This is a genomic window from Chthonomonas sp. (genome assembly GCF_035294505.1).
Taxonomy (GTDB): Bacteria; Armatimonadota; Chthonomonadetes; order Chthonomonadales; family Chthonomonadaceae; genus Chthonomonas.
Genome location: NZ_DATGKU010000154.1, coordinates 49,376 through 75,251, shown reverse-complemented (window position 1 = coordinate 75,251; position 25,876 = coordinate 49,376). Strand labels below are relative to the sequence as shown.

General features: G+C 55.7%; 22 protein-coding genes. 19 read left to right on the top strand and 3 right to left on the bottom strand.

All coding sequences use genetic code 11. The features are described 5' to 3' along the window. The first annotated feature begins 61 nt into the window (after positions 1–61). From flhF to VKV18_RS08810, 5 genes are all read left to right on the top strand, one after another. Positions 62–1,540, top strand: coding sequence for a flagellar biosynthesis protein FlhF (gene flhF / locus VKV18_RS08830; protein WP_324203840.1), 1,479 nt, complete (start codon positions 62–64; stop codon positions 1,538–1,540). A 268-nt stretch (positions 1,541–1,808) separates the two neighbouring features. Further along, on the top strand, positions 1,809–2,957 hold the full coding sequence (locus tag VKV18_RS08825) for a sn-glycerol-3-phosphate ABC transporter ATP-binding protein UgpC (RefSeq protein ID WP_345786403.1): 1,149 nt from the start codon (positions 1,809–1,811) through the stop codon (positions 2,955–2,957). An 18-nt stretch (positions 2,958–2,975) separates the two neighbouring features. After that, the gene (locus tag VKV18_RS08820) at positions 2,976–3,677 is read left to right on the top strand and encodes an ABC transporter ATP-binding protein (protein WP_324203838.1); all 702 of its coding nucleotides are present in this window, start codon (positions 2,976–2,978) and stop codon (positions 3,675–3,677) included. 60 nt (positions 3,678–3,737) lie between these two features. Then, entirely contained in the window at positions 3,738–4,256 is a 519-nt protein-coding gene (gene tpx, locus VKV18_RS08815; RefSeq protein WP_324203837.1) for a thiol peroxidase, read from the top strand. A gap of 32 nt (positions 4,257–4,288) precedes the next feature. Further along, complete coding sequence (locus VKV18_RS08810) at positions 4,289–5,524, top strand: M48 family metallopeptidase (protein WP_324203836.1); 1,236 nt, start codon at positions 4,289–4,291, stop codon at positions 5,522–5,524. Here VKV18_RS08810 and VKV18_RS08805 read toward each other — a convergent pair. Together VKV18_RS08805 and tyrS are read right to left on the bottom strand one after the other, a co-directional pair. Further along, complete coding sequence (locus VKV18_RS08805) at positions 5,468–7,165, bottom strand: hypothetical protein (protein ID WP_324203835.1); 1,698 nt, start codon at positions 7,163–7,165, stop codon at positions 5,468–5,470. The two genes, VKV18_RS08810 and VKV18_RS08805, sit on opposite strands and share 57 nt — an antisense overlap. Positions 7,166–7,171: 6 nt before the next feature. Further along, positions 7,172–8,422 (bottom strand): tyrosine--tRNA ligase, encoded by a 1,251-nt coding sequence (tyrS, locus tag VKV18_RS08800; RefSeq protein ID WP_324203834.1) that lies wholly within the window; start codon positions 8,420–8,422, stop codon positions 7,172–7,174. A 602-nt stretch (positions 8,423–9,024) separates the two neighbouring features. Between tyrS and VKV18_RS08795 the strand changes: the two genes are divergently transcribed. The 4 genes from VKV18_RS08795 to VKV18_RS08785 all read left to right on the top strand — a co-directional run bounded on the left by VKV18_RS08795 (position 9,025) and on the right by VKV18_RS08785 (position 13,501). Beyond that, positions 9,025–10,380, top strand: coding sequence for a hypothetical protein (locus VKV18_RS08795; RefSeq protein WP_324203833.1), 1,356 nt, complete (start codon positions 9,025–9,027; stop codon positions 10,378–10,380). Between the two features lie 384 nt (positions 10,381–10,764). Continuing rightward, the gene (locus VKV18_RS08790) at positions 10,765–11,655 is read left to right on the top strand and encodes a hypothetical protein (RefSeq protein WP_324203832.1); all 891 of its coding nucleotides are present in this window, start codon (positions 10,765–10,767) and stop codon (positions 11,653–11,655) included. Positions 11,656–11,802: 147 nt separating this feature from the next. Then, positions 11,803–11,925, top strand: a complete 123-nt coding sequence (locus VKV18_RS15935) for an RHS repeat-associated core domain-containing protein (protein WP_414647185.1) — start codon at positions 11,803–11,805, stop codon at positions 11,923–11,925. A 337-nt stretch (positions 11,926–12,262) separates the two neighbouring features. After that, complete coding sequence (locus VKV18_RS08785; RefSeq protein WP_324203831.1) at positions 12,263–13,501, top strand: hypothetical protein; 1,239 nt, start codon at positions 12,263–12,265, stop codon at positions 13,499–13,501. 149 nt (positions 13,502–13,650) lie between these two features. Here VKV18_RS08785 and VKV18_RS08780 read toward each other — a convergent pair whose 3' ends face one another. Continuing rightward, complete coding sequence (locus VKV18_RS08780) at positions 13,651–13,941, bottom strand: hypothetical protein (protein ID WP_324203830.1); 291 nt, start codon at positions 13,939–13,941, stop codon at positions 13,651–13,653. Between the two features lie 203 nt (positions 13,942–14,144). On the opposite strand from VKV18_RS08780, the gene VKV18_RS08775 reads away from it, so the two are divergent. The 10 genes from VKV18_RS08775 (at position 14,145) to murG (ending at position 25,858) form a co-directional block, all read left to right on the top strand. Further along, positions 14,145–14,687, top strand: coding sequence for a division/cell wall cluster transcriptional repressor MraZ (locus VKV18_RS08775; protein WP_324203829.1), 543 nt, complete (start codon positions 14,145–14,147; stop codon positions 14,685–14,687). Positions 14,688–14,706: 19 nt separating this feature from the next. Then, positions 14,707–15,678 carry a 16S rRNA (cytosine(1402)-N(4))-methyltransferase RsmH gene (gene rsmH, locus VKV18_RS08770; protein ID WP_414647187.1) on the top strand — a complete coding sequence of 324 codons (972 nt, stop codon included), beginning with the start codon at positions 14,707–14,709 and terminating at the stop codon, positions 15,676–15,678. Positions 15,679–15,692: 14 nt separating this feature from the next. Then, the gene (locus VKV18_RS08765) at positions 15,693–16,070 is read left to right on the top strand and encodes a hypothetical protein (protein ID WP_324203827.1); all 378 of its coding nucleotides are present in this window, start codon (positions 15,693–15,695) and stop codon (positions 16,068–16,070) included. A 32-nt stretch (positions 16,071–16,102) separates the two neighbouring features. Beyond that, positions 16,103–17,971, top strand: a complete 1,869-nt coding sequence (locus VKV18_RS08760) for a penicillin-binding protein 2 (protein WP_324203826.1) — start codon at positions 16,103–16,105, stop codon at positions 17,969–17,971. Between the two features lie 137 nt (positions 17,972–18,108). Then, the gene (locus VKV18_RS08755) at positions 18,109–19,653 is read left to right on the top strand and encodes a UDP-N-acetylmuramoyl-L-alanyl-D-glutamate--2,6-diaminopimelate ligase (RefSeq protein ID WP_324203825.1); all 1,545 of its coding nucleotides are present in this window, start codon (positions 18,109–18,111) and stop codon (positions 19,651–19,653) included. Next, on the top strand, positions 19,654–21,063 hold the full coding sequence (locus tag VKV18_RS08750) for a UDP-N-acetylmuramoyl-tripeptide--D-alanyl-D-alanine ligase (RefSeq protein ID WP_324203824.1): 1,410 nt from the start codon (positions 19,654–19,656) through the stop codon (positions 21,061–21,063). After that, positions 21,056–22,084 (top strand): phospho-N-acetylmuramoyl-pentapeptide-transferase, encoded by a 1,029-nt coding sequence (gene mraY / locus VKV18_RS08745; RefSeq protein WP_324203823.1) that lies wholly within the window; start codon positions 21,056–21,058, stop codon positions 22,082–22,084. The genes VKV18_RS08750 and mraY overlap by 8 nt, the downstream gene beginning before the upstream one ends. Positions 22,085–22,086: 2 nt before the next feature. Next, positions 22,087–23,514: a UDP-N-acetylmuramoyl-L-alanine--D-glutamate ligase gene (gene murD / locus VKV18_RS08740; RefSeq protein ID WP_324203822.1), complete on the top strand. Its 1,428-nt coding sequence runs from the start codon at positions 22,087–22,089 to the stop codon at positions 23,512–23,514. After that, complete coding sequence (locus VKV18_RS08735) at positions 23,511–24,716, top strand: putative peptidoglycan glycosyltransferase FtsW (protein WP_324203821.1); 1,206 nt, start codon at positions 23,511–23,513, stop codon at positions 24,714–24,716. The genes murD and VKV18_RS08735 overlap by 4 nt, the downstream gene beginning before the upstream one ends. Further along, complete coding sequence (murG, locus tag VKV18_RS08730; RefSeq protein WP_324203820.1) at positions 24,713–25,858, top strand: undecaprenyldiphospho-muramoylpentapeptide beta-N-acetylglucosaminyltransferase; 1,146 nt, start codon at positions 24,713–24,715, stop codon at positions 25,856–25,858. The genes VKV18_RS08735 and murG overlap by 4 nt, the downstream gene beginning before the upstream one ends. The last annotated feature ends 18 nt before the right edge of the window (positions 25,859–25,876 follow it).

Genomic DNA, 25,876 nt, shown 5'->3' with positions numbered 1-25,876 from the left:
CCGATAATAGAGGGGAAAGCCATCTCTGGCCTGAATCCTCCCACGGAGGCGATCCCATTCGATGCTCATTAGAGAGTATGAAGCCAACTCCCTAAAGGAGTGTCTCACGCAGATACGCAACGAGCTTGGCCCGGAAGCCATCATTTTGGATACACGCAAAGCACGCAAAGGAGGGCTGCTGGGCATCGGTGCCCGCGAGATCGTTCGCGTGGTAGCCGCCACCGGCCTTGTTCCTCGTGAAGAGGTCGAAGCGAAATCTCTTGCAAGCAACCCCTCCAAAGCGGAAGGCAACATCACCGAAACCGCCGGTGCCACCTCGGCGGCCGCCGCGCGAGCCTATCGTACCATCGCTGCCGTCGCTAACAACAATGAAGACAAACAGACCGCTCAAAATCGCTCCGCTACCGCCACTAAAACACGCCCTTCCTCCACGGTGTCAACGCCTTCGCTCCTCTCTAACTCGCACGCCGAGGAGCGCCTGCCCGCTTCCACACCAAGAGCCAGGCGCACAACAGCTGCGACCAATACCCCTCTTGTGGAGCCTGCAGCAGAGACCACCGCAACCAACAGCGCGAAAAAGACCTCCATCCCCTCCACACAACGCATTGGCGAGCTAGAGCAGGCCCTAGCGGAGATACGCGAGGCACTCGATACGTTGCAGCAGCAACAGAAACTCGCGCAGGAACAGACGGTCACCGCGGTCGTCTCCGCACTTGCCCCCGTTGTGGCTCCTACCGCGCCGACGCCGCTCGTGCTGCCGGCCTGCCCCGAACTCTATCAGAAGCTCCTAGAAATAGGGGTAGACGAGGCCTTAGCCCGCGACTTGGTGGAAAACCTGCCCGATGTAAGCCGCTGGAGCGAGCAGGCTCGGTTGCCCATGGCGCTTTCCGCTCTTTCAGACCTCATCGCGCGGCGCATCCCCATCGCCGCGCCCCTTGCCCCCACGCCGGGGCAATTGACGACGGTCGTGTTTATCGGGCCAACCGGCGTAGGCAAAACGACCACCATCGCCAAACTGGCGGCGCGTTTTGCCCTGCTCGAACACAAGCGTGTCGCCCTGCTTACGGTAGATACCTATCGCATCGCCGCCGTAGAGCAACTTAAAACGTACGGCCAGATTATGGATATCCCCGTGCGCGTGGCCTACGATCAGAGCGAGGCCGTTGCCGCCGTACGTGAGTGTGCGGACTACGATCTGCTGCTGATTGATACGGCCGGCCGAAGCCAGAAGAACACGATGCAGGTAGGAGAACTCAAAAGCCTCATAGACCGATTAAACACCAAAAGCTATCTTGTGCTTTCCGCCTGCATGAAAGAGCGCGATATGTTGGAAGCTGTGGAGCGCTTCTCCAAAGCACGCGTGGATAACCTCATCTTTACCAAGCTTGATGAGACCGACAGCCGCGGCTCCTTGCTGAACGTGCTCGATAAAACGGGCGTACCGCTCGCCTACATCACCACAGGCCAAAAGGTACCAGAAGATATCGAGGCCGCCGACGGGCGACGTTTTGCGCACCTCCTCCTTGAAGAAGGTTGTTAGCGCACAAGAGCTTCCTCGCGAACTCCTTTCGATAGAGGGCCGACGCGATCACCGCGAAGGCCCTCCTTTTTTGCCTTCAGCCCTATTCTGTGAGGACGCCGAACCTATGTAGGTTTTGCGTACAAGTTCATGGTATGATTTTTACGGAACAGAGAGGAAGAAGGCGCCCCTTCTATCTTAACGGGGGATTTGTTGCCGCTCTTCCATAAAAAACCAAAGAAGGAAACCGTTGGAAACGTTAACTCGCGATGAAGGGGAAAATGCCTGCATGGCCGGTGTGATACTACGGAATCTCACCAAAGTGTTCAACAAAGTGGTTGCCGTTAACAATGTGAATTTGGAAATTCGTGACAGTGAGTTTATGGTGCTCGTCGGCCCTTCCGGCTGTGGAAAAACCACAGCGCTCCGCATGATCGCCGGTTTGGAAGAGGCCACCTCTGGGGAGATCATCATCGGCGACCGCGTGGTGAACGATGTGTCGCCCAAAGACCGCGACATCGCCATGGTCTTTCAAAACTACGCCCTCTACCCCCATATGAACGTCTACGATAACATGAGTTTTGGCCTCCGTCTAAAACGGGTGCCCACGAACCTGCCCTGGCCTTTTAACACGCGACGCGCCTTCAGCGAAGAGGAGATCGATCGCCGGGTGAACGAGGCCGCCGAAATGCTGGGGTTGAAACACCTTCTTCAGCGGAAACCCAAAGAGCTTTCCGGTGGCCAACGCCAACGGGTTGCCTTAGGGCGGGCTATCGTGCGCGAGCCAAAAGTGTTTTTGATGGACGAACCGCTCTCGAACCTCGACGCAAAACTGCGTGTTCAGACACGTGCGGAGCTTATCAAGCTGCATCGCCGCCTCGGCATCACCACAGTCTACGTAACGCACGACCAGGTGGAGGCGATGACCATGGGCGACCGCATCGCCGTGATGAACAACGGAGTGATCCAGCAGTGCGACACGCCCCTCAACCTCTATAACCATCCGGCGAACCTCTTTGTGGCGGGCTTCATCGGCTCTCCCGCAATGAACTTTGTTCCGGCCACTATCGTAGAACGCAATGGAGAGTTGCTGGTGGATGCCGGAAGCTTCCAGGTGACGTTGCCCCCAGAACAGGCGCAAAAAGCGCGTAGCTACGTGGGTAAGCGGTGCATTTGGGGCATTCGCCCTGAGGACATCTACGACAAAAACCTGCCGGGATTGGTTCAGCCGACCCCCGGCAACACCATCACGGTGGATGTAGATGTGGTAGAGCCGCTGGGTAGCGATATGGAGATGTACCTGAAAAGCAACGACATCTCGCTTATCGCCATGGTCGATAGCGCCTCCACGGCCAAAGTAGGCGGCAAGCTCGAAATCGTATTCGATATGGCCAAGAGCCACCTCTTCGACCCGGAAACCGAGCAGGCCATCTATTAAAAGTTATGAAAGGCCCTCATGCTGCTGCAAGCCGAGCATATCAGTCTGAGTTACGGTGATGGAGACCGCATCGCCTACGCCGTACGCGATGTTTCGTTGGACATTCCGGCAACCGGCTTTTTCGGCGTGATGGGGCCCTCCGGCTCCGGGAAAAGCTCGCTGCTCTATCTTTTAAGCGGGCTGAAACGACCGGTGACGGGAAAAGTGCTCTACAAAGGCACCGACCTCTATGCGCTCTCTGAACGAGAGCGCGTGCGCTTACGACGCGAGAAGTTCGGTTTTGTGTTTCAGTATCCCTACCTCATCAACTACCTTACCGTTCAAGAGAATCTGCTTATCGCTGCCTCACCGACGGATAGGGATGCCGCCAAGAAGGCCGACCTGCTGCTTCATCAACTGAATATTGCGCATCTACGCAAAAGCTTTCCAACCCACCTCTCCGGTGGAGAACGTCAACGCTTGGCCGTCGCCCGTGCCATGATGCAGGAGCCGGAGGTGATCTTCGCCGACGAACCTACCGCAGCGCTTGACCATACCAACGGTCGCGCCGTCATAGATTTGCTACTAGCCTACAGAGATCGCGGCGCTGTTATCGTCGTGAGCCACGACCCCCTGATGCTGCAAGGGGCCGATCGCATCTACTACCTACTCGATGGCTGTTTAGAAAAAGTAGAAGAGTACCCGACCATGGATCAACCCCTACAAACCATCCTACCGTAATACCCGGCTCCAAAAAGCCGCTGTACGAAACACCATCTACTCATAAGGAGACGAAAACCCATGTCACATCGAACCGTCAACTTCAAGGGGAACCCGGTGCCCCTCGAAGGCCCGGAGCTAAAACCGGGAGATACCGCTCCCAACTTCCGCCTTCAGCAGAACGCCTCCGACGGCCTTGGCGATGTCACGCTCGATGACTTCGCCGGGAAAACCGTGCTGATCTCCGTCGTCCCCTCCCTTGACACCTCGGTTTGTGCTCAGCAAACGCGCACCTTCAACCAAAAAGCCGCGCAACTTCCCGACAACGTGGCCGTCCTTACGGTCAGCATGGATTTACCTTTCGCTCAAGCCCGCTTTTGTGGCAGCGAACATATAGACCGCATCAAAGTGCTATCCGACCATAGAACCGGCGATTTTGGTCGAGCCTACGGCCTCCTCATCGCCGAAGGGCCATTGCAGCGGATTCTGGCCCGTGCCGTCTTCGTGGTAGGCCCCGATTGCAAAGTTAAGTATGTAGAGTATGTGCCAGAGATAACCCAAGAGCCTAACTACGACGCCGCCCTCGCCGCGGTGGCTTGAGGATAGGCTCGCTCATGCGGCAAGCAGCACGAATGGCATATCTCTTTCTCTTAGGGCTTGTGCTGCTTGTCGCGCCGTTCACCCTTTTGGCGGCACCCACCCCCGCCGTCGTGTTTCACATTCCTCCACGCGCCATCACCTATCAACGGCTGGAGTATGCCTTGGGCTTCTTCGGCATCTTTTGGCATGGGTTGGGGCTTTGGTTAACCTTGCACCTCGGCATTGCGGCACAACTTCGATGTTGGGCCTATCGTCTAACGGCGCGTCGGCCCGCCTTGGAGAAACCGCCTCCGTTACGTACGCTGGCGCTCTTTTACGCCGCCTTCTCGTTGCTGTTTCTCCTCTGGCAAATGCCTCTAGGCATGGCAGGCTTGATACTGGAACAACAGTTCGGGTTTGCCCGTGAGGGTTGGGCCATGTGGCTTGGCGACATCGCCCTCTCCTGGGCGCTCTCACTGCCCCTCATTCTCGTTCTATGGCTCGGTTACGCCGTCTATTGTCGAAGCCCACAACGCTGGTGGCTTTGGCTTTGGGTGGTGCTCATTCCACTCATTCTATTCAACAATGTGCTGCAACCCATCGTCATCGCGCCTCTGTTCAACCACTATCGTCCCCTACCTCCGGGGCCGCTCCGTCATGCCATTGAAACGCTTGCTGCCAAAGCCCATATCCGCCATGCAGCCATCCTGGTGGAGAACACTAGTCGCCGAACGACTCACGTCAACGCCTACGTCACCGGCATCGGCCCCACCACCCGCATCGTCATAGACGACACGGCCATCAAAACGCTCCCGCCCGATCAGTTACTGGTGATGGTGGCCCATGAGATGGGGCACTACGTGGAAAAACATGTCTGGATCATAACGCTCAGCAATATCGTGGGGGCCGGGGCGTTGCTTTGGGTTTTAGCCAAGGTGTTCCCTGCTTTGCTTCAACGTTTTGCCCGAAAATGGCGCATCGAAGGCCCAACCGATCTCGCCGCACTTCCGGCGCTTTTGCTCTGCCTCTATGGGCTGCTTCAAATTCAAATGCCACTGGCCAACCTCGAATCGCGCTATCTTGAACATCGTGCCGACGCTTTTGCGCTTCGCCTTACCCACCTCAACCAGGCCATGGCACAGCTTTTCATCGGCTTTGCCGAGCGCGATTATGAAGACCCCAATCCCCCTAAGCTCATCCAATGGTGGTACGGCACCCATCCTTCGCTGCGATCACGGGTTCAGTTTGCTCTGAGCTACCACCCCTGGCGCCACCCGAACGGTGGGTAGGTAGTTCCAATCTTGCAGCATTGTCATGCTGCCGGCCACAACGGCAATGGGGCCCTGTTGTGCCCTCTGCCACGCGCCCTGTTGAATACCGTTGTGCAAACGCGCATAGTCCGACCATCGGAAGTTTCCGGGAATTCCGAAGGGGCTTAGGTAGGGCTGCACCTTCCGAAGTTGCACCTCATAGCTCCCCGGATAAAGTCCCTGAAGGAACCAACGTCCTTCCCTGTCTAGGGGTAGCCAGACATCATCCTCCTGCCCTTTTGCCGCCCCCTCAATACAGGTGAGAGAGACCTCCACCATCCCCAAAGCGACAGGTGCCCCTTCCAAAAGCACTCGCCCCGCCAACCCTCCGCCCAACTGCCCTGCCGGAACGGTGAGATGGACGCATTGGCCTGGAGGGAGAGGGTTTACCGTAGGAGGCGGCATATCTAGATACAGCTCCATCCAAATAGCAAGTCGTTGTCCAGGCGGCGACCATGCGGGCGGCATAAGCCAAATAACCGGTTCATGATCCCAAAAGTTAAACCGGCCTCGCCACACCCTTGCAGGACTGCCGGCAAGGGCAAACCTTAGGGTGGTCGGCAAAAGGCCGTACCGCGCCAAGGAGGCGTTCAGCGTGCAGTCCAAAGAAATGTTTTCCAGCCCGCCCACAGGGGCCACAAAGTGTCCATCCTTCCCTGGCGCCAAGATGAGATGGTTCGGCAGGTGAAATGGGCCTGGGTCGGCCACAAAGGGCGGAAAGAGCTTGCGCAATGCGGCAGCCTGCGCCCGCGTGAGACAGACAAGACTGGGGAGACCACCAAGTGTGCCCAGTTGAGCGTTTGGTAGGAGACGCGCCGAAAGTAGCCCAAAGATATGTGTGGCTATCGGCAGAGGAACGTTAGATATCCGAAACGGAACCCTCTGTGCAGCCGGCTGGGGCAGAGGCTGAGGACGAGGATTGACCTGGCTTAAAGTTGGATAGAGGCGTGACTCATAGCGCTCTGCGAGCATCTCCTCTTGTAAAAGGGAAGAGAGAACCAAGGTGCCGGCAAAGCAAGTAAGCAGCCGCGCAGAAGGCGACGGTGCCGGCAACTCGAAAAGTGCCCCAATCCCTCCGGGAAAGCGAAAATTACTGAGATAGCTTCCCACCAATTTCTGGCCGGTATCGTCCTGAGCGTAAACCTTCGAGCGGGCATCTATGTTGATGTTGTGCAGATCGTGCCGAACCGACATCACCTGGAGACTTACGATGAGTTTTCCGGCGGGCAGGTGCACTGTGGGCGCCACATTGCCGAACAGGTGCGCTCGTCCACAAAGCACCTGACGCACGGAAACAAGATACCCATCGGAATCCTCCGCCAGATTGGCCACATAAAGCGGGGCAGAAACAGGCGGTGGCAGATGAAGGGGATCAATATAGAGCACGCGGGTATCGCGCGGGTCCGACTGGATTGCACTCAACCGAGGCGGTACAAGATAGTCCTTTCTCATGCCGCTTTGCGGCGGAGGCGCCGTTCGATGCGTAGCATGCCCGAATAGCAGCCAAACGAGAAGTCCCCCAACCACAATGAAAAGAACTGCCCTTTTTCCGATGCGATGGAACGCCTCCGCAGGTCGCCAGTTCCTCGTTTTTGACTGTGGACTATCCGCCTCTTGCATTCTGTTCTACCCTGTTCGTATGCGCACGAAGCGTCGCGCTCCCACGCGCAACAGTTTGCCCTCCAGCGCTGCCATGTCGAACTCGGCATTTACATCTTGCACACGCCGACCGTCTAGCTCCACTCCTCCCTGTTCAATAAGGCGTCGGGCCTCGTTGTTGCTTTTCGCAACACCGGCTGCCACCAGCAGTCGGCATATCCAAATACGTCCCTCGCGAGCCTGTTCCGGTCCAACCGCCACCTCAGGCACATCGCTTGGCAGCTCACCTCCCGCATGCACACGGTTCCATTCGATATCGGCCTCCTCTGCCGCCTTCGCACCATGATAGATCGCTACGATCTCGCGAGCCAGCCGTCGTTTGACGTCCTTTGGATTTATTTCTCCTTTCGACGCCCGCTGCAATAACTCCTCTATCTCTTCGAGGGGCACATCGGTGCAGAGCACAAAATAGTCTCGCATCATCGCATCGGAGATGGACATAAGCTTGCCGTACATATCCAGCGGCGGCTCTGTGATCCCCACATAGTTCCCCAGCGACTTGCTCATCTTCTTCACACCGTCTAGTCCCACAAGCAAGGGCATAAAGAGGGCCACCTGAGGCTCTTGTCCCATCTCCCGCTGGAGGTCACGCCCCGCGAGGATATTGAAAGTTTGGTCTAGCCCTCCCATTTCGATATCGGCTTTGATCACCACCGAGTCGTACGCCTGTGCCAACGGATAGAGCAGTTCATGGAGGCCTATCGGGAGGCCTTGGGCATAGCGGTTGGCAAAATCTTCCCTTTGTAAAACTTGGGCTACCGTCATTTTCGCGGCGAGGTGCACAACATCGGCAAAGGTAAGCCGTCCCAACCACTCGCTATTGAAGCGAACCTCGGTGCGTTCGCGGTCTAGAATGCGTGCAAGTTGCTCCACATAGGTTCGGGCGTTGGCCGCGATCTCCTCTTGGGAGAGCATGGGGCGCGTCGTAGAGCGGCCTGAAGGGTCTCCTATCAGTGCGGTGTAATCTCCGACGATGATCACCACCTGATGCCCAAGGTCTTGAAACTGCCTTAGCTTTCTCAAGACCACGGCAAAGCCGAGATGGATATCGGGCGCGGTGGGGTCTAGGCCCAATTTAATACGCAGGGGTCGGTTTTCCTGCCGTGCCTTCCACAGCTTCTCCTCCAGTCCTCCCTCGGGAATGACTCCGGCCGTACCTCTTTTCAAGCGCTCGGCCTGCTGTAAAATATCGTTGGGTATGGTCGTTGCGGTCTCCAAAAGCTCCTCCAACAGCAATGTTTTGCGTCAATAGAGAGTCTACCCCATGTTGGAACGGAGTGACCTCCAAAGCGACAACCCACCTCTCACGGAACATCCCCCTCCCCTTTTCCATTCGGAAGCGGTACGCCTCAAGACCTTTTTCAATCTCCTCTGTTAGGTTTTCCGCAAGGAGGTAGCGTAGATTACCCTAGAGATAAAGACACCGTCCTGCAATGGCGGCGTGTTGAAAGCTGTTTATCTGAAACGCACGTTTACGTTGTAGCGTCTATTATGCAAAGCACGGAGCCTAGAGAAAAACGATTCAAAAGGAGAAAGAAGGTATGAGGCGTTTGCGCTTGCCGGAGAAGAGCGTTTGGATGCAGAAAGCCCACAAACGGCTCTATTTTTTATAGCCCAGAAACGAAAGGCAGACCTTAGCGAGTGGAGTTTTGAGACAAGGCGCCTTACTATTACGGTCTCGGTTCCTTCAACTGCCAAGCTTTCACCGAGTGTCTGCTAGAGCTTTGTGATTTAACTGCTCCAGATACGCCAGAGACATGTGGCTATCCACCGTGCTTGCGCCTGCATCCTGGAGCCGATGTGTGCGAGGAACCCTACTAATGCTGCTAAGGATGAAACACTATCTACAGAGGCTGGTGAAACTCCTCCGTTGGTTGTGGGAGCATAAATTCAGGCTAAGCGCTCTCCTGCTAGGCCTGTTCGTAGCGCTCATCGCACTAAGCTTACTTGTGGCTCATCCAGAGCAGGTACAGATGTCGCCCCAAAGCGTTTTGCGGCAACAGAAATGGCAGAAAGTTTGCTTTAAGCAGTGCGAGGCGCATCTTCTGTTCGGATACTGGGTAGGGATGAATAGCGATGCCCCTATTCTTTCTCCAGATGGGCGCTGGCTCTTACTCAATTGGGAAGGTACTCACTCTGTTAGCCCTGTTGTGGTAAGCCTTGCAAAGCCTTTTGGGGATTTCGGACGCTTTATAGAAGCATTACTGTTTCTTATTACATTCCAATCCCCTCATTATTATCTAGAAGGTCAAGCGTTGCTCAGTACCTCCGATTGGCGCCTGCACCCGATGCGAGAGTACTATCTCGGTTTTACGCCTCAAAACCAGCTGATCACTTGGCCTGATGTCGAGGAGGCCTCTCCCCCTCATGCGCTCTATGTGCCGTGTTCTATGGCTATCGCCTCTCCCCAAACGGGACAAACTCTCGTCAGCTTAAAAGGTGAGGTGTCTAAATCTTATACGGAGGACTACTTCCAATGGCAGAAATTATATGTGAGTTTTGGAGCGAACGGTCGTTACCTATGTGTTGCTGCGCTCGGAGTATGGGATACGCAGACCGGCAAACAGATATGGCGGTTTCCTAACACAGTGAGCTGGAGCGGAGGGTGCGTTTCTCCGGATGGTCAACTCGTGGCTTGTCTTGGAAAGAGGGAGATGCGAGTTTATTCTTTGGCGACAGGGAAGTTGGTTTTTCTGAAAGCCTTTCCCAACCCTACCTCCTACGGCCCTGAAATCTTACGAGTGCTTTTTTCGGAGGATGGGCGGTATTTAATCGGCCTAGATGTCTGGTATCGCCTATGGGTATGGCGTGTCAGAGACTGGCATCTATGTTGGCGGAGAGATGCTGAGGATTTCGCCTTAGTTCCAGGACAGGCTAACGTACTCCTGTTAGCCAACCCGGTGTCCATAGACACGCCCAAACGGAATTTACCGGAAATATATCGTCTAGCGGATGGAAAACGCGTTGGGGTGTTGCCGGTTGAGCTGAGTGATTTCTCATTAAGTAAGGACGGTTCATGGGGGGTGTTTGCCGGCACGGAGCAAGGCTTTTATGCGCCACGGGACAGTCTGCTTTTCGGCCCGACGCAAGTGCTCTTGAGAGCATTAGCTCAAAAGGGTTCTGCCTTGTTCAGCTGCCCACATCATAAGAGATGGTCGGACATACCGCACTATTAGGCGAAGGCTCTATCGGCATCGGGCTAGCAGCGGGGTGTTATAGAGAGTGGGATAAAGGAAATGTCTACACCGAAAGCTAAGTAAATGAACGCGGTGTTAGAGGAGAACGGGAGCGGGAAGATAGTGGCGGAGGAGACATTTGGCCCAGAGGGACCGTTAGCTCGGAGCAGTGGGGGCCGGGTGTTGATGTACACGCCGGATGGTCAGGGGAACGTGAGCCAGCAGATAGATGCTGGGAGTGGAAGTGTGGTAGCGAGTTACCTGTTTGACGGGTATGGTATGCGGAAGGTAGCTAGCAATGACCCGACGACACCTCAAGACCCTTACAGATGTCTCCTGCTTCTTGTTCATCCTAGGAAAGCTAGAGTTACAAAAAGGAACGATTTGAATTTACCTATCGAAGATCGAAAAAAGCCTTTAGGTGGTGGTCAAGTCAAAACTCGGACTTTGGGGACAGGGAGAAAGCAAGAGATGGCCTCTGAGGACTTAGAGAGGTATGTAAGGCGCATTGATGAACAAATGATCACCTTAATACAGGTAGCTAGAAGAGAACTACAGACGAGTTATGTGATAACCAAGCTTTGTATTCTTACGGTGTTCACCTGGATAACTTTAATGTATGTCAATGAAAGGTACATGCGTTTCTACGCCAGAACAATTTACGAGGGTATGGTTTGTTTGCTTACAGGTATCGTTTTGTTTGTTATCGTAGAAGTATGCCTATGGGGAATCAGATACAAACGCATATACGAATCCATAATAACGGATGAAGAGTTTCGCCAATTGTATGAAGTTGTGCAACATTCCCCTATGTTTTGGGAGAAATGGAGTTCTTATTTCCAAACAGAGATATGCCGATGTCGAGAGAGTGCAAAAAGCCGTTCGATACAGTCTCACACACTACTACGACCTGCAGGCCCCTATTACCTGCTTGCTCGATATTACCTGCGATTAAGTACGGAAGCGGATTTAGTGAAAGCCTTTATCCAGTTTGTGAGCCAAAGAGGTAGTCAGGCAGAAACCGGTTACATAGAATTGTGCGATCTCTACGATGCTCTAAGTGCCATGTTGAACGAGTATGTGGTTGGACGAGTCAGGTTTTCCAAGAGCCAACTGAAGAGACTAAAGGGCGAGGTCAAGAAAGTAAGAGATGAGATAGCTACACGTTTGCGTGCGCGGTTGAGCCAGGAGCGTATGAGGGTGCTAGAGCCTCAGAAGTTGTTGCGTTCAGTGGGTTTGGGCAAGAGGGAAGACAAGGAACTGCTGTTGCCGTAGAGAAGAGGGAAGAAGGAGATGAGGACGGCTAGGCGCAATTTATCTGACGGGTATGGTGTACGGCAGGTAGCGAGTAGTGACCCGACGGCGTCTCAAGACCCCTACAGTGGTTATGGGGGTTTAGCACGCTACTATACGGACTGAGAGATGGGTTTAAGTTTGTTAGGGTTTAGGTACTATGATGTGTTGGCTGATCGGTTTTTGACGCGAGACCCGATAGGGTTTGTGAGAGGGATAAACTTGTATGAGTATTTGGGGAATGCCCGCTAGGAAGGCATGCCCGCTTAGATGCCTATTAGTTCTCTATTCAGGAGCGATATGTAGCATCCTAAGGCAACTAGCAGACGGTCTTTGTGGGTTTCTAAACTGTAAAAGACATTGCCACAAAGCTACGTTGCACATGAATTGTTGCGTGTACCTTGCGAAAGTTCGATAAGGATAGATTCCTTACCGCATATTGTGTCAGAATCGGAACAGAGAGTCATGTTCCACCGGCGATAATGGATACAGAAGCAAGCTCAGGAGAGACCAGCTACGTCATGTAAAAATAGGTGCCTTAAGAGCTAAAGTATGGCTTGTATACAGACACAAGATCAGGACAAGAGCGATGTCTATTCCCTCCTTTAATCTGAGAACACGCAAATACGATCGCACCATGGCCTACCTACCCTTGGCCATGTTAGGTACTTTTCTGATGCATTTGCTGCCAAAATGCATGAGAGCTTCATTTACCAGCCCGCTGGCCGTTTGCTGTGTCCTTGGAGTAGGCCTTCTGATTTTGCTGCCGCTCACCCTCCATCTCGCTGTTCTCATGTGCAATGCCTCGATCAAGATATATCTTAAAGAGAATACTCTTTTTTGTGAACAGGATGACCAGCTAACTGCTATTCCGCTAGAAAAGATATCCGATGTGCTGAAACTTTCTGAGGGTCTGTTGGTGTTAGGAGATGGTAAGGGGATTAAAATACCCTCCCGTCTGTTGCCCCAAGAAGTCGCTAAGGCCTTACAAAAGTCTGCCGACCCCCAAAGGCGACTTCAGCTCAATGCCGATCAGGTAAGAGACCTCATAGAACAGAGACGCCAGAACAAGCGCTTATGGGAACCTCGAGAACGCCGGCTCCTTCGTGCGTGGCTCCTATGGCCGGTTTGTAGCTACCTTGTAAGTGTCGTCATTCAAACGTTTTTCAAACTTCCCCTGCAGAGTGGTTGGTACATCTGGCTTGGGCTTACTCTTTGTGGAGGTACTCTACTCGCCCGTGCTCTCCCTTCGCTACTCGATGCTGTCGCCGGCAATTCAAATTCCCAAAAGCTGGAAACTCTGTTATTACTGGCCCAAATAGCGGACGATAAGGTGATAAGAGATTATCTTGGCTGGCTTATTGAGTGTCTCTATCAAGGCGGTGGCTTTAGCTCCCTAATTGCAACACGGTTGCTTAAGCGAATATTCCCAACGATCACACCGGAGGATTACCATCGTTTGACAGTAGCCCAAAAACGCCGGATGCTCTTCTATTGTGAAGATAGGGAGTTATGGATATCTTTTGTAAAGTGTACCCTTAGGTTGGGCACAGCTAGGGACATACGTCAACTGCTGGATGTTTTAAGGCGTCGTTCTTGGAACCTCAAGCTCTTTAGCCATATAGGCTGGGAGGCGATAGAGCACATGAACAGGCAGGCGAAGCAGCTGCTTGTTAAACGAGAGAAGTGGGAGCCGGAGGATTTGTTGCGTGCTTCGGAGACACCAGGCATACAGGATACCGAAGAGCTTCTACGTGTGCCTACCGAAGGCAAAGCCGAAGGCGAACAGCTTTTGAGGCCATCCCAGGTCAAAGGAGAGGAAGAATAGAACGACAAGCTATACGGCTCAGATCAGACAGCGGCACGTGCGGCCGTTCAGACGATCACGCTGTCTCTCTTGGAGCAGGTGGAAACTCCTGCTCTGAAAGCCTCCTTGTGTTCCCACAACCAAAAACCCAGTTCGGTTACCTCAAGCGATCAAAGCACGGCAGGAGGCCGTTTGGGGCGCCACCCCGGCACGCGGAAGAGAGAGGGCGTGACCGACTCCTCCGGAATAGAGAGCACCGTGCAGTAGGGAAAACGACGGGCCAAAGCACGGGCAACCTTCCACTCCGGCTCAAACCACAGCGTAAGCTCGTACTTAGCGATTAAATAAGAAGAGTAGGCATAGGCATCCCACCGCGCGAGAATGGCAGCCGGAGTTCGCCCCCCAAAAATGTTTCCGGTCATCCGAAACCCATAGTTCGGCATCCATAACGATTCAAACATGGTGTCTCCACCCCCTCCTCTTCTTTTTACGTTCCCCAAAAAAGAAAATTTTCCTGCTAGCCTATTGACAGGCAGTTGCGAACCTGGTAGAATTGTGGGACAGAGTGGTAACTTAGTAGGGACTTGGTGGGAACACAGTGGTGTTCCCATCCCAAATTTCCAGAACGAGGGCTTCCTCTGGTGGGGAACGAGGACAGAGCGCCATGTTGATCGACTCTCCCGCTTTGCGGATGTGGGGGCGCTTCGAGCACGCACTTGATGATAAAGGGCGTGTGATCATCCCTCAGCGCTTCCGCGAAACGCTGGGGAGTAAGTTCGTGCTGACCATCGGCCCCGACCACCACATCCGCGCCTACCCGATGCCGGTTTGGGAAGCCCTCGAAAACCAACTGATCAGTGCCTCTCTCTACGATGAGCTTGATCCCGACCTTATCTTCCTACAACGCATGTTCGGGAACTGCGAATTCGTCAGTCCCGATCGCGAGTTCCGCCTCTCCATTCCCCGCCACTTCCGTGAGTGGGCCGGAATGGAAGAGGGCGACATTGTGGTTATTATCGGCAGCGGAACGCGCCTCGAAATATGGAGCCGCGCCGGCTGGCGCGCTTGGAGCGAACACCTTACCGAACAGGAGGCGGGCATCGCCTCGCGCAATCGCTTGAGCTTACAGCCCGTTGCCGGAGCGCCTACAGCCCCACCCCGCCCCACCACAGGCGAAACCGTGCCGACACAGGAGGGTACCGCTTGATATGATGATGGCTAACTCGATTGAACGCTATAACCACCAGCCCGTGCTCCTCCAGGAGACACTGCAGTTTCTCGCCCCGCGCCCAGGCGAAACCTTCCTCGACGCTACCCTCGGAGGAGGCGGCCATAGCCTCGTCATCGCGGAACATATAAGCCCTCACGGAACGCTCGTCGGGCTTGATCGAGATGCCGATGCGCTTGCCGCTGCCCAGCGTACCCTAAAACAGTTTTCTTCACAAAATCGTATTCTCCTGCTTCATGGCGACTTCGGTCACCTCGGCCAAATTCTCGATACCACCAGCGGTGCACCGGCGACCTTCGACGGCATACTCTTCGACCTTGGCGTCTCCTCCTATCAGCTCGATGCCCCGCGTGGGTTCAGCTTTCGCCGTGACGAGCCGCTTGATATGCGCATGGATAGAAGCACGGGCGAAACGGCCGCACAACTGCTACGACGAGTTTCGGAAACGGAACTGGAGCGAATTCTTAAAGAATACGGTGAAGAACCCTGGGCACGCCTCATCGCTCGTGCCATTCATGCCGAAATAAAAAAAGGACACCCCATTCAAACCACCGGTCAGTTGGCAGCCTTGGTGGAGTGCACCGTGCCTCGACGCGCCTGGCCGCGCTCCATCCACGTGGCCACCCGTACCTTCCAAGCCCTACGCATCGCCGTTAACGACGAGCTAAAACAGTTGCAAACCGGGCTTGCCGCCGCCATCGAACGCCTGAACCCCGGCGGGCGCATCGTCGTCATTAGCTTTCACTCCTTAGAAGATCGCATCGTGAAGCGCCTCTTCGCCTATAAAGCCGGTAAGCATGTGGGTCTCGACGCCGCATCATCCGGTGTTTCTACCCCCTCCTCGCGGGCTCCCGTACTCGAAATCCTTACCAAGAAACCGGTACGCCCCTCCGATGAGGAGTTGCGTCGTAATCCACGTGCACGTAGTGGACGTTTACGTGCCGCACGACGCCTGCCACCACTACCTTAAGCAAGGAGCGTGAAATGCCAACAGCAAGAAGCCCACTCGTCAGGCCACAAGTTCCACGTCACAGCATCCCCTCCTCTAAACGGCCTGTTCCCGCACCGGCAAAAACCGCACCCGTTCCCATCGGCATTCAGCTCTATCTCGTGCTGCTTGTGGCACTGCCCACATGCGCCCTCGGACTTCTCTACTTTGGCTGCTGTGCCTGGCTCAACCAGGAGAGCTTTCGACGAGACCGACTCCTCGCCCAAATCCGAATTGAAAAGGAGCGCTCCGTGCAGCTAGAGCGCGCTTTGGCTCAGATGCGCTCGACGTCGCGCATCGAAAAGGAAGCCACCCAACTCGGCCTTACTCCGGCCGACCCAAGAAAAACCATCACGCTTGGAGTTACCCCCTGAAGATGAAACGCACCACGAGGAAAGGTGAGGTCTTGTTGCAACGGCGCCTCCTACTGGCCGGCGGCCTCATCACCCTGACCTACCTGGGACTGATGGCACGTCTAACCTATCTACAGGGGATTCAGGGCCGAAAAATTCGCGCGGTTGCCTTTCAAAGCCGCATCGAGGATATCCCCAGTAAAGCGCATCGCGGGGCCATCTTCGACGCCGAAAACCGCCCCCTCGCCATAGATACCTACAGCGGCACCGTGGGCTTCGACCCGGCCGTTCTGGCCAATCCCTATATGGATAGCGCCACCCGCAAGCGGCTTCAACAGCGCCTAGTAAACGACCTCCCGCGTGCGGCGATGCTCCTCGGTATTCCTCTGTCCCAACTGAATACTCAAATACAACAGGCCGTCGCAGCCTATCAACAACGCCTGGCGGAAGGGCACTATGCCGAGCACGGTTTTTATCCGCTAAAGTACGGCCTCACCCAAACACAAGCACAGCTTTTTAAAGCGGCTCACCTCTGCGGCTTCGGCGTTCAAGATAGTCACGTGCGACGCTATCTCTGCGGTGCCGATGCGGCGCAGGTGGTCGGCTTTGTTAACGCCAACGGGCAGGGTGTTCTGGGTTTGGAACAGGGCTGCAACCGGTGGCTTAAAGGCTCCGATGGTTATGCCGAAGTGGAGCTTGATGCCCACCGGCGCGAGATACCAAACACCCTGCATCAGCTACGTCTGGCCAACAACGGGCTTAACCTCTATACCACCCTCGATGCCGACGCGCAACATATCGCCACCGAAGAGGCCATGCGTATATGGAACCGGTTTCACCCGCACGGTGTCTCTGTGGTCGTTGTAGACCCTCAAACCGGTGATATTCGCGCCTTGGTCAGCCTGCCCAGCTTCAACCCGAATCCTCCGCCAAACGCCCCACAAAAACGGCCCCCCATACCCGCAGATTCCATCTATGATCGCTGCACAGCCTACTGCTATGAACCTGGGTCCACCATTAAGCCCCTGATGGTCTGTGGGGCCTTGCAAGAGGGGGTCATCACCCCGCAAACCTATTTTCACTGCAGCGGCGAGTTTCGAGTGCAGGGACGTACCATCCATTGCGCTCATGGAGAAGTTCACGGCGACGAGGATGTTGCTAAAATTCTGCGTGTCTCCTGCAATATCGGGGCAGCACAAATCGGCCTGCGGCTTGGCGGTCAACGCCTAAGAGCGATCTATGCTCGCTTTGGACTTTTTACCCGCCCCGATCTCCCCCTGCCCGGCGTTGCTCGAGGGCACTGGTCGCTCGATAAGTACGAGGCCCCTTACTGCGCGGCAAAAACCGCGCGCGCGGCTTTTGGCCAGTCCGTCATGGTAACTCCCCTCGGCCTGACCATGGCCTATGCAGCCATCGCCAATAACGGCCTCCTCATGCAACCGCGCCTCGTCACCGAGTTTGTCTCCGGCGATGGCCGTGTCGTGGAGCGCATCCCTCCCACACCGGTGCGCCAGGTGGTATCCCCTAGTGTGGCCAAAGAGGTGCGCCAAATGCTTTGCGGTGTTGTTACCTCAGGCACCGGCCAACCTGCCGCCATTCCGGGCTACATCGTGGCCGGCAAGACCGGTACCGCTACCAAATATCGCCCCGGCGCCTACATCGGCTCTTTTATCGGCATGGTTCCCGCCGACCCAAATACCGTGCCTCGCGCCGTGATCCTGGTCATGGTGAACCAACCGACCACCGGCCGCTACTATGGAGCCGAGGTGGCCGCTCCGGCCTTTCACAACATCGCTGCGCGGCTGATGGCCCTCTGGCGTGTTCCACAAGATGACCCTCAAAATACACAAGCCATCGCTGCCGGACAGCTTCCAAAAGTCGCCCTACTGCCGTCGGCACTGCCGGTTAAAACGAGAAATTAGGCCCTACTCCACCCTATTGGCACGCGATGCGGCGAGCCGTATACCGAATAGAGACCGCGCGAAGAGGGGATAGCAGGAAACCGGTTCGGCGTTCTATACTAAATAAAGAAATACCTAGCAATTTGGGAAACAAGCCGATGTCTAAACCGTTGCACGATTTGATAGCAAGACTGCCGAAAGTCAATGTCTCTTCAACAAACAACCCACTCATTGCCGGACTTACCCATGATTCGCGATCGGTTGGCCCGGGATGGCTTTTCGTATGCCTCGTTGGTCAAAACTTCGACGGTCATCAGTTCGCTCCCCAAGCCGTTGAACAGGGGGCGGCCGCGGTGGTGGTACAGCAGAACGCTCTTGAAACGCTTGGCATTACGTTGCCCCCGCACATTCCCGTTGTTGAGGTGCCGGATACGCGCAAGGCGTTTCCTCTTCTCGCCTGCGCCTTTTACGACGATCCTTCGCATGCGTTGAAGGTGATCGGGGTTACGGGAACAAACGGCAAGACCACAACAACCCGCATGATCGCCAACATTTTACGTGCCGCCGGAGAACGCGTGGGCAACATTGGCACGCTCGGCGCCGAACTCGATGGCGCCGCCCTGCCCAGTGAGCATACCACTCCCGAAGCCGACCAACTGCAGGAACTTCTGGCCACCATGCGCGATCAAGGCGCCGATTCGGTGGTGATGGAGGTCTCCTCCCATGCATTGGCCCTCTATCGCACCGATGGCATCGCTTTTCGGGCGGGAGTGTTCACCAACTTAACCCAAGATCACCTCGACTTTCACAAAACCATGGAGGCCTACTTCAACGCGAAGGCACGCCTCTTTACAGAATATCCGGTTCTCTATCCACGTCCCGACAAAGCCGAGTTCATCTCCGTCATCAACGTCTCGCAATGGGAAGGCAGAGAGTTGGTGACTTTGGCACGGGGCGACATCATCACCTACTCGGTAGACGCGGCCGACCCTGCCGTACTTCGTCCCGAATCGATCACGCTCTCGGCAACCTCCACGCAGTTTGTCGCCTGCTACGATTCCGGCACCGAGCGGTTCGAGATGCCCATCACCGTGCCGCTCGGAGGCGCCTTCCAAGTAGGAAACGCTCTCGCCGCCATCGCCACTTGCCTTCGGCTCGGCGTAGATAGGCAAACCATTGTGCAGGGTTTAGCCTCATTGCCACCTGTGCCCGGACGCTTCGAGCCGGTGCCAACCGCCGATAGGGGCTTCAGCGTCATTGTAGACTATGCCCATACGCCAGACGGACTGCAGAACCTGCTGCAGTCCGCCCTTCGGCTTCAGCCTAAACGGCTTATCTGTGTCTTTGGATGTGGAGGCAATCGTGATAGAGGCAAACGGCCTATCATGGGCCATCTGGCCGCCACCATGAGCGATATCGCCATCATTACCTCAGATAACCCGCGCCATGAAGACCCCGACGCCATTATTCAAGAGATTCTGGCCGACATAAACCCAGAACAGGACCCCCATATCAAGGCACAGATCATCGTAGAGCCGGATAGACGCGCCGCCATCTATAAAGCCGTGGCGCTGGCGCAACCCGGCGATATGGTGCTTATTGCTGGCAAAGGTCATGAAGATTACCAGATCATAGGCGATACCAAGTTTCCCTTTGACGATCGCCAAGTAGCCAGAGAGGCGTTACAAGGAGGAACGCCCTAAATGCCGCTCTTTTCCGTTAAATGGGCATGCGAAGTGCTCGGTGCGCAACTTATCGGTAGCCCCGATACCGTCGTCGAGAGCGTGAGCATAGATACACGCACACTTCAGCCGGGTGCCCTCTTTTTTGCCCTTACCGGCGAGCATACGGATGGACATCGTTTTCTGCAACAGGCCGCCGACCGCGGTGCTGCGGCCGCCGTCGTCAAAACCCCTTCAGACGATCTCCCCATCCCACAGATCGTGGTGCCTGAGACGCTTCGTGCTCTGGGCGATCTGGCTGCCCACTATCGTCGCCGCTTTCCCATCCCTTTGGTCGGCATCACCGGCAGCGTGGGAAAAACATCTACCAAAGAGCTGACGGCAGCCTTACTTCGTGCGCGATACGCAACTCTCTCCAACCCTAAAAACCTCAACACGGAGATCGGTGTGCCGCTTACCCTCTTCCAACTTACCCCTCACCATGAGGTAGCCGTCTTAGAGATGGGAATGCGTGGGCTAGGCCAAATTGATCGACTCGCCGAGATCGCCTCTCCCACCGTCGGCGTCATCACCAGAATCGGCTACGCGCACATCGAACTACTAGGCTCTAGAGAAAAGATCGCCGAGGCAAAATCGGAACTGCTCACGCGGCTGCCCGCAAATGGCATTGCCGTTTTGCCGGCGGAATGCGATTTTCTCCCCTACCTTCGTAGCCGCGTTCCTTCCACCTGCCGCATTATCACCTTCTCCGGCACAGGCGCACCGGCCGATGTCTCGGTAAAACCGCTTGAAGTCGGTGAAAGTGGATGTCCACGCTTAGCCTTAGACGTGAATGGTCATCGCCACACGGTGCAGATGACGGCCTTGGGGGCCCACCAGGCACACAATGCCGCGGCGGCTTTGGCGGTGGCCTTCGCCTTGGAAGTTTCTCTCGAAGAGGCGCTAACGGCTCTATCGCGCTGGTCAGGAGCGGAGGGCCGCATGACCTCACGCCGCGCACAAAACGGGGCATGTATTCTCGACGACTGCTATAATGCCGGCGTGGAAAGTATGCTGGCCGCCCTGCAAACGCTCTCGACCCTCACAGGCTCGGAAAACCGCGTGGCCGTGTTAGGTGATATGAAGGAGTTGGGCGACTTTGCGCCGGAAGCCCATCGCATGGTGGGACAAGCCGTTGCAAAAATAGGCGTACGTCTTCTTATTACCGTTGGCGACCTCGCCCAACAGATCGCTGAAGAGGCAAGGAGGCATCTTCAAGCAGGCGCCACGCTCACCCACCAGCACTTCGCAACTTCCGAAGAGGCGGCGAAAGACATTTGCATGTATGTTCAGCCATCCGACACGGTGCTGATTAAAGGCTCCCGTGCCATGCAGATGGAGCAGATCGTGGGCGCCCTAACAGGAACGCCAATAGGAGAAACGCATGGCTAAGCTCATCTTTGGATTCATTGCAGCTTTTCTTCTCTCCGCTCTGCCTGGGCGAAGACTGATCGCACACCTGCGAGCTTTACAAATCGGGCAAAACATCAGCGAGGATGCCCCGTATACCCACACCAAAAAGCAGGGCACGCCCACCATGGGAGGCCTTCTCATCCATTTTGGGCTTACGCTTGTTATGTTGGCCTATATCGGCTTTTTCCAGTGGGACATGCACCGACACCTCATCGGCGATCTCAAGCTCCTTCCCCTTTTGCTCCTCACCCTGGCGTTTGGCGCCATTGGCTTTCTAGACGACTACCTTAGCCTCAAAAGGGGAAAGAACCTCGGCCTACGTGCACGCGAAAAATTCCTGGCGCAGTGCCTTGTCGCCGCTCTCTTCGTCCTTTGGTTGGCGCTCTCTTCGCCCCCCGGCATCACTCTGGTCAACATCGCTCCGGTGCAACTCGGTTCCTACAGCCCCATCGCCCTCTACGGTTTCTACTATCTGTTCTGCCTCCTGCTGATCGTGGGGTTTTCCAACGCAACCAATTTCGCAGATGGTCTCGATGGCCTCTCCGCAGGGCTAAACCTCATAACAGCGCTGGCGCTGGCCGTGCTGGTCTTCTCCACCGAGCCAAACGTCGCTTTCTTCTGCATTGCGCTGGCGGGTTCTCTGGCCGGTTTTCTCTGGTGGAATGCCCACCCTGCGCGCGTTTTTATGGGCGACACGGCCTCTTTAGCCATTGGGGCTGGCCTGGCCGGCGCGGCGATTATGGGGAAACAAGAGGTGGGGTTTTTAGTGGCCTCTCTAGTCTGCTGGGCCGAACTGGTCTCCGTTGTCATCCAGGTGCTCGTTTTCAAATATCGCCGCAGGCGCCGTGGGCTATACTACGCGAAAACCCATCGCGTGTTTCTTCGCACGCCGCTCCATCATCACTTTGAGGAGCTAGGTTGGCCCGAGACCCAGGTGGTGCTTCGCTTTTGGCTGGCAGGCCTCGTATGCGCAGCGCTCGCGCTGCTTTGGAGATACTAGGGATGCAACCTATTGGCGACTGGAAAGGGAAACAGATTACCGTGGTGGGTGCCGGCAGAAGCGGCCTTGCCGTCGCAGAGGTCCTGCACCAACTCGGCGCAGAGGTGCTGGTGGCCGACCAAAAGCAGCCCGAACAGCTGCCGGCAACAACGATAGCGAAATTAAGAGAGATGGGCGTTTCCCTACGCGCGCCGGCCACCCCAGAGAACGCTTTCCATCCGAATACGCAACTCGTCGTTACCAGCCCCGGCGTACCGAAGCAGAATTCCCTTCTTCAGTGCGCCCTCCAAAAGGGTATTCCCATCTGGTCGGAGATAGAGCTGGCCTATCGCCTTACCGACCTACCCATTGTGGCCATAACCGGCACGAACGGCAAAACCACCACCACCCTGCTCGTTGCCGCCATGCTAAAACAGAGCGATATCCCCGCCATCCCCTGCGGCAACATCAGCGCCGATGAGATCAAAAAAACGTTGGTGGAGGCGGCGAGGCAACAAGATGCCGCCACCCCGACAGTGCTCGTAGCGGAAGTATCGAGTTTTCAGCTTGAATGGACGCAGAGTTTTCGACCGAAAATAGGCGTGCTTACCAACATCACCGCCGACCACCTGGACAGGTACGCAAACCTAGAGGAGTACGCCCAGACAAAAGCGCGGCTCTTCGCCTATCAAACAGCCGAGGATTTCGCCGTTCTTAATGCCGATGACCCCGTCACGCAAACGCTGAATATCAGCGACTTTCCGGCAACACTCTGTTGGTTTAGCGCTTACAGAGAGCCGGAAGGCCCCATCGCCGCATGGCGCAAAGGGGATTGGCTTTTCTACCGCTCCCCTTCGACTGCAACCATCCGTCTCTTGGCTTTAGCTGATTTTCCAAAATCTCTGCCCGGCATTCACAGCATGGAGAACGTGCTGGCCGCCGCGATAACAGCTCTGCTTCTTGGGGCCAACCCGGAAGCCGTCGTGGAGGCCGTCCGTCGTTTCAAAGGGGTACCTCATCGTATGGAGCTTGTTGCCGAGAGCGAGGGAATCATCTATATCAACAACAGCATGTGCACCAACATCGCCGCCGCCGTACGCTCGTTGGAAGCGCTATCGCAGCCGGCCATCGTGATTGCCGGCGGAGCGGAGAAAAACTTGGACTTTGCGCCGCTCACGCCAGCGCTTTTGCGCCATGCGAAAGCCCTTGTGCTCATCGGTGAGGCGGCCGAACGTATGGAGCAGACCTTTAGAAAAGGAGGGTTTCAGGCCATCTATCGTGCGGCTTCGTTGGATGAAGCGGTCCACACGGCACACTCACTTGCGTCGCCCGGAGATATAGTCATGCTATCGCCTGCATGTGCAAGTTTCGACATGTTTGCCAATTTTGAAGCGCGTGGTGCCGCTTTCCGCTCCGCCGTTAAAACCCTTCTTGAGGGGCATGAACGATGAACACATCGCGCCAACCGGAGCTTGGGCTTTTCGTTACCGCCGTTGTTCTTACGGTGATTGGGCTTTGGATGGTTCTAGATACCAGTTATGCCCAAACCCTCTATAACGTGCACCTAGCTCACGATCCGTTCTTTTTTGTAAAACGGCAAGCGCTCGGCGCTTTCATCGGCTTCTGTGTGCTTGGCCTGCTTCTCTACACCGACTATCGTCGGTTGCGCGTCGCCGCCATCCCCGCGCTGCTTGTAGGGATTGGGCTGCTCATAGCGGTTCACCTTCCCCACATAGGCATTCGAATGAACGGTGCAGCTCGCTGGATACACCTTGGCCCACTCAGCTTTCAACCCTCCGAAGTTGCCAAGCTTTGCCTTATCCTCTATGTAGCTGCCCGCCTCTCGGTGCCCCGTATCGAAGGTTCAAAAGAGTTGCCACGTTCTCGCCGCACCAAAACGGTTGTTTCCATCGAGCATTTAGCACCTGTTTTGCTGGTGAGCCTCCTTTATCTCATGCTCATTGAGAGACAGCCCGACCTCGGCACCGCCTTTGTGTTGTTCCTTACCTTGCTTACCCAACTCTTTCTGGCCGGTGTGCGCAAACGACACCTTCTGCTTTTCGCCGGCATGATCGCCTTTTTGGTGCTTATCACAAGCCTTTTTGGGAGGGCCGGCGGAAACCGACAAGAGCGAATTCTCGCCTTTCTGCATCCCCAAAAAGACCTTCAGGGCATCGGCTATCAAATCTATCATGCACGTTTGGCCGTAGGCTCCGGGGAATGGACGGGGCTTGGGCTGGGCAACGGACGGGAGAAATACTACCTTCCACAAGCCGATTCGGATTTCGTTTTTGCAACCTATGCCGAAGAAACGGGACTGGTAGGGGTTTGCGTCTTATTGGTGCTTTTTGGCATTATCAGCTGGCGCGGCTTCGCCATCGCACGCTACACGCCCGACCGTTTTGGGGCGCTTCTTGCTGCCGGCTTAACGGCTCTCATCACCTGGCAGGCCATCGTGAATGTTGCCGTGGCTTCCGACTCGATTCCGGCAACGGGCGTTCCTCTACCCTTCATCAGCTATGGTTCGACATCTCTTGTTCTCATGCTGGCCGCTATCGGACTGCTTATGAACATCGCACACCAGGCCGTTCTTTCCAAACGGCCGGCCACAGAGAAGATCCCTTCATCTCCAACATGGGAGGGTTCGCCATGAGAATCGTGGTGACCGGAGGAGGAACCGGTGGTCATATCTTTCCCGCTCTGGCCGTAGCCGAAAGCCTTACCAAACTTCGTCCCGAAGCGGAGGTGCTTTATATCGGCAGCGCGAACGGCATGGAAGCCCAACTCGTTCCAGAATACGGCTGGCCTTTTCAGCCTATTACCGCACGCAAACTTCGCAAACTGCTTTCTCCTTCAACCTTGTTGGTTCTCTGGTCGCTTTGGAACGGCTACAAGGAGGCACGCACCTATCTTCGAAGGTTTCGGGCCGAAGTGGTGCTCGGCACAGGTGGCTATGTGGCCGCAGCGGCTGTGTTGGCGGCCGCTCGTGAGGGCATTCCATCCGTTATCTGTGCTCCCGATGTTGTGCCGGGGCGCACCAATCGGTTTCTTGCCAGATGGGCACAGCGCATCTGTATCGCTTTTCCCGCTTCTGCCGCCTACTTTCCGCCGGATCGCGTGGTACTTACGGGTTTGCCGCTGCGAAAAGGCATCATCGCTCCGAAACAGATCACGCCTCGAGAGGCAAGACAGCACTTTCCCGGTCTGTTCCCCAATCGCTTCACCCTACTGGTACTTGGTGGCAGTCAAGGTGCGCGTGCCATTAATCGGGTGGTTCTGGAAACGACGCCCGTTTTGCTGGAGGCCGGAGTGCAGGTGCTTCATCAGATAGGAAAGCGCGACTTCTCCGAGTTCTCAGCCCAGTTAGAAGGGTGTGGCCTGGCAAATAGAGAGGGCTACCATCCTTTTGCATTCCTAGAAACGGAACAGATGGCCTACGCCTATCGCGCTGCCGATCTCGTGCTGTGCCGTGGCGGTGTCTCTAGCCTTTCAGAGATTTTAGCCAATGGCCTCCCCTCCATTGTTGTACCCTTGCCGACAGCTTATGCCGACCACCAAACCCATAATGCCCGCGCTTTGGAGCAGGCCGGAGCCGCCCTGTTGCTCCCCCAAGCTTCGTTAACCCCTGAGCGGCTGGCACAACTTGTTTTGGGGCTGCAGGACGAAGAGACCCGCCGTGAACAGATGCATTATGCTGCCTTGGCTTTGGGCCGCCCCGACGCGGCCGAATCGGTCGCCAACGAAATTCTCTCCCTCGTCGAGGCCCAACAGGGTAAAATAGCTTCTTTAAAATAGGAATCAGGAATCTTCGCG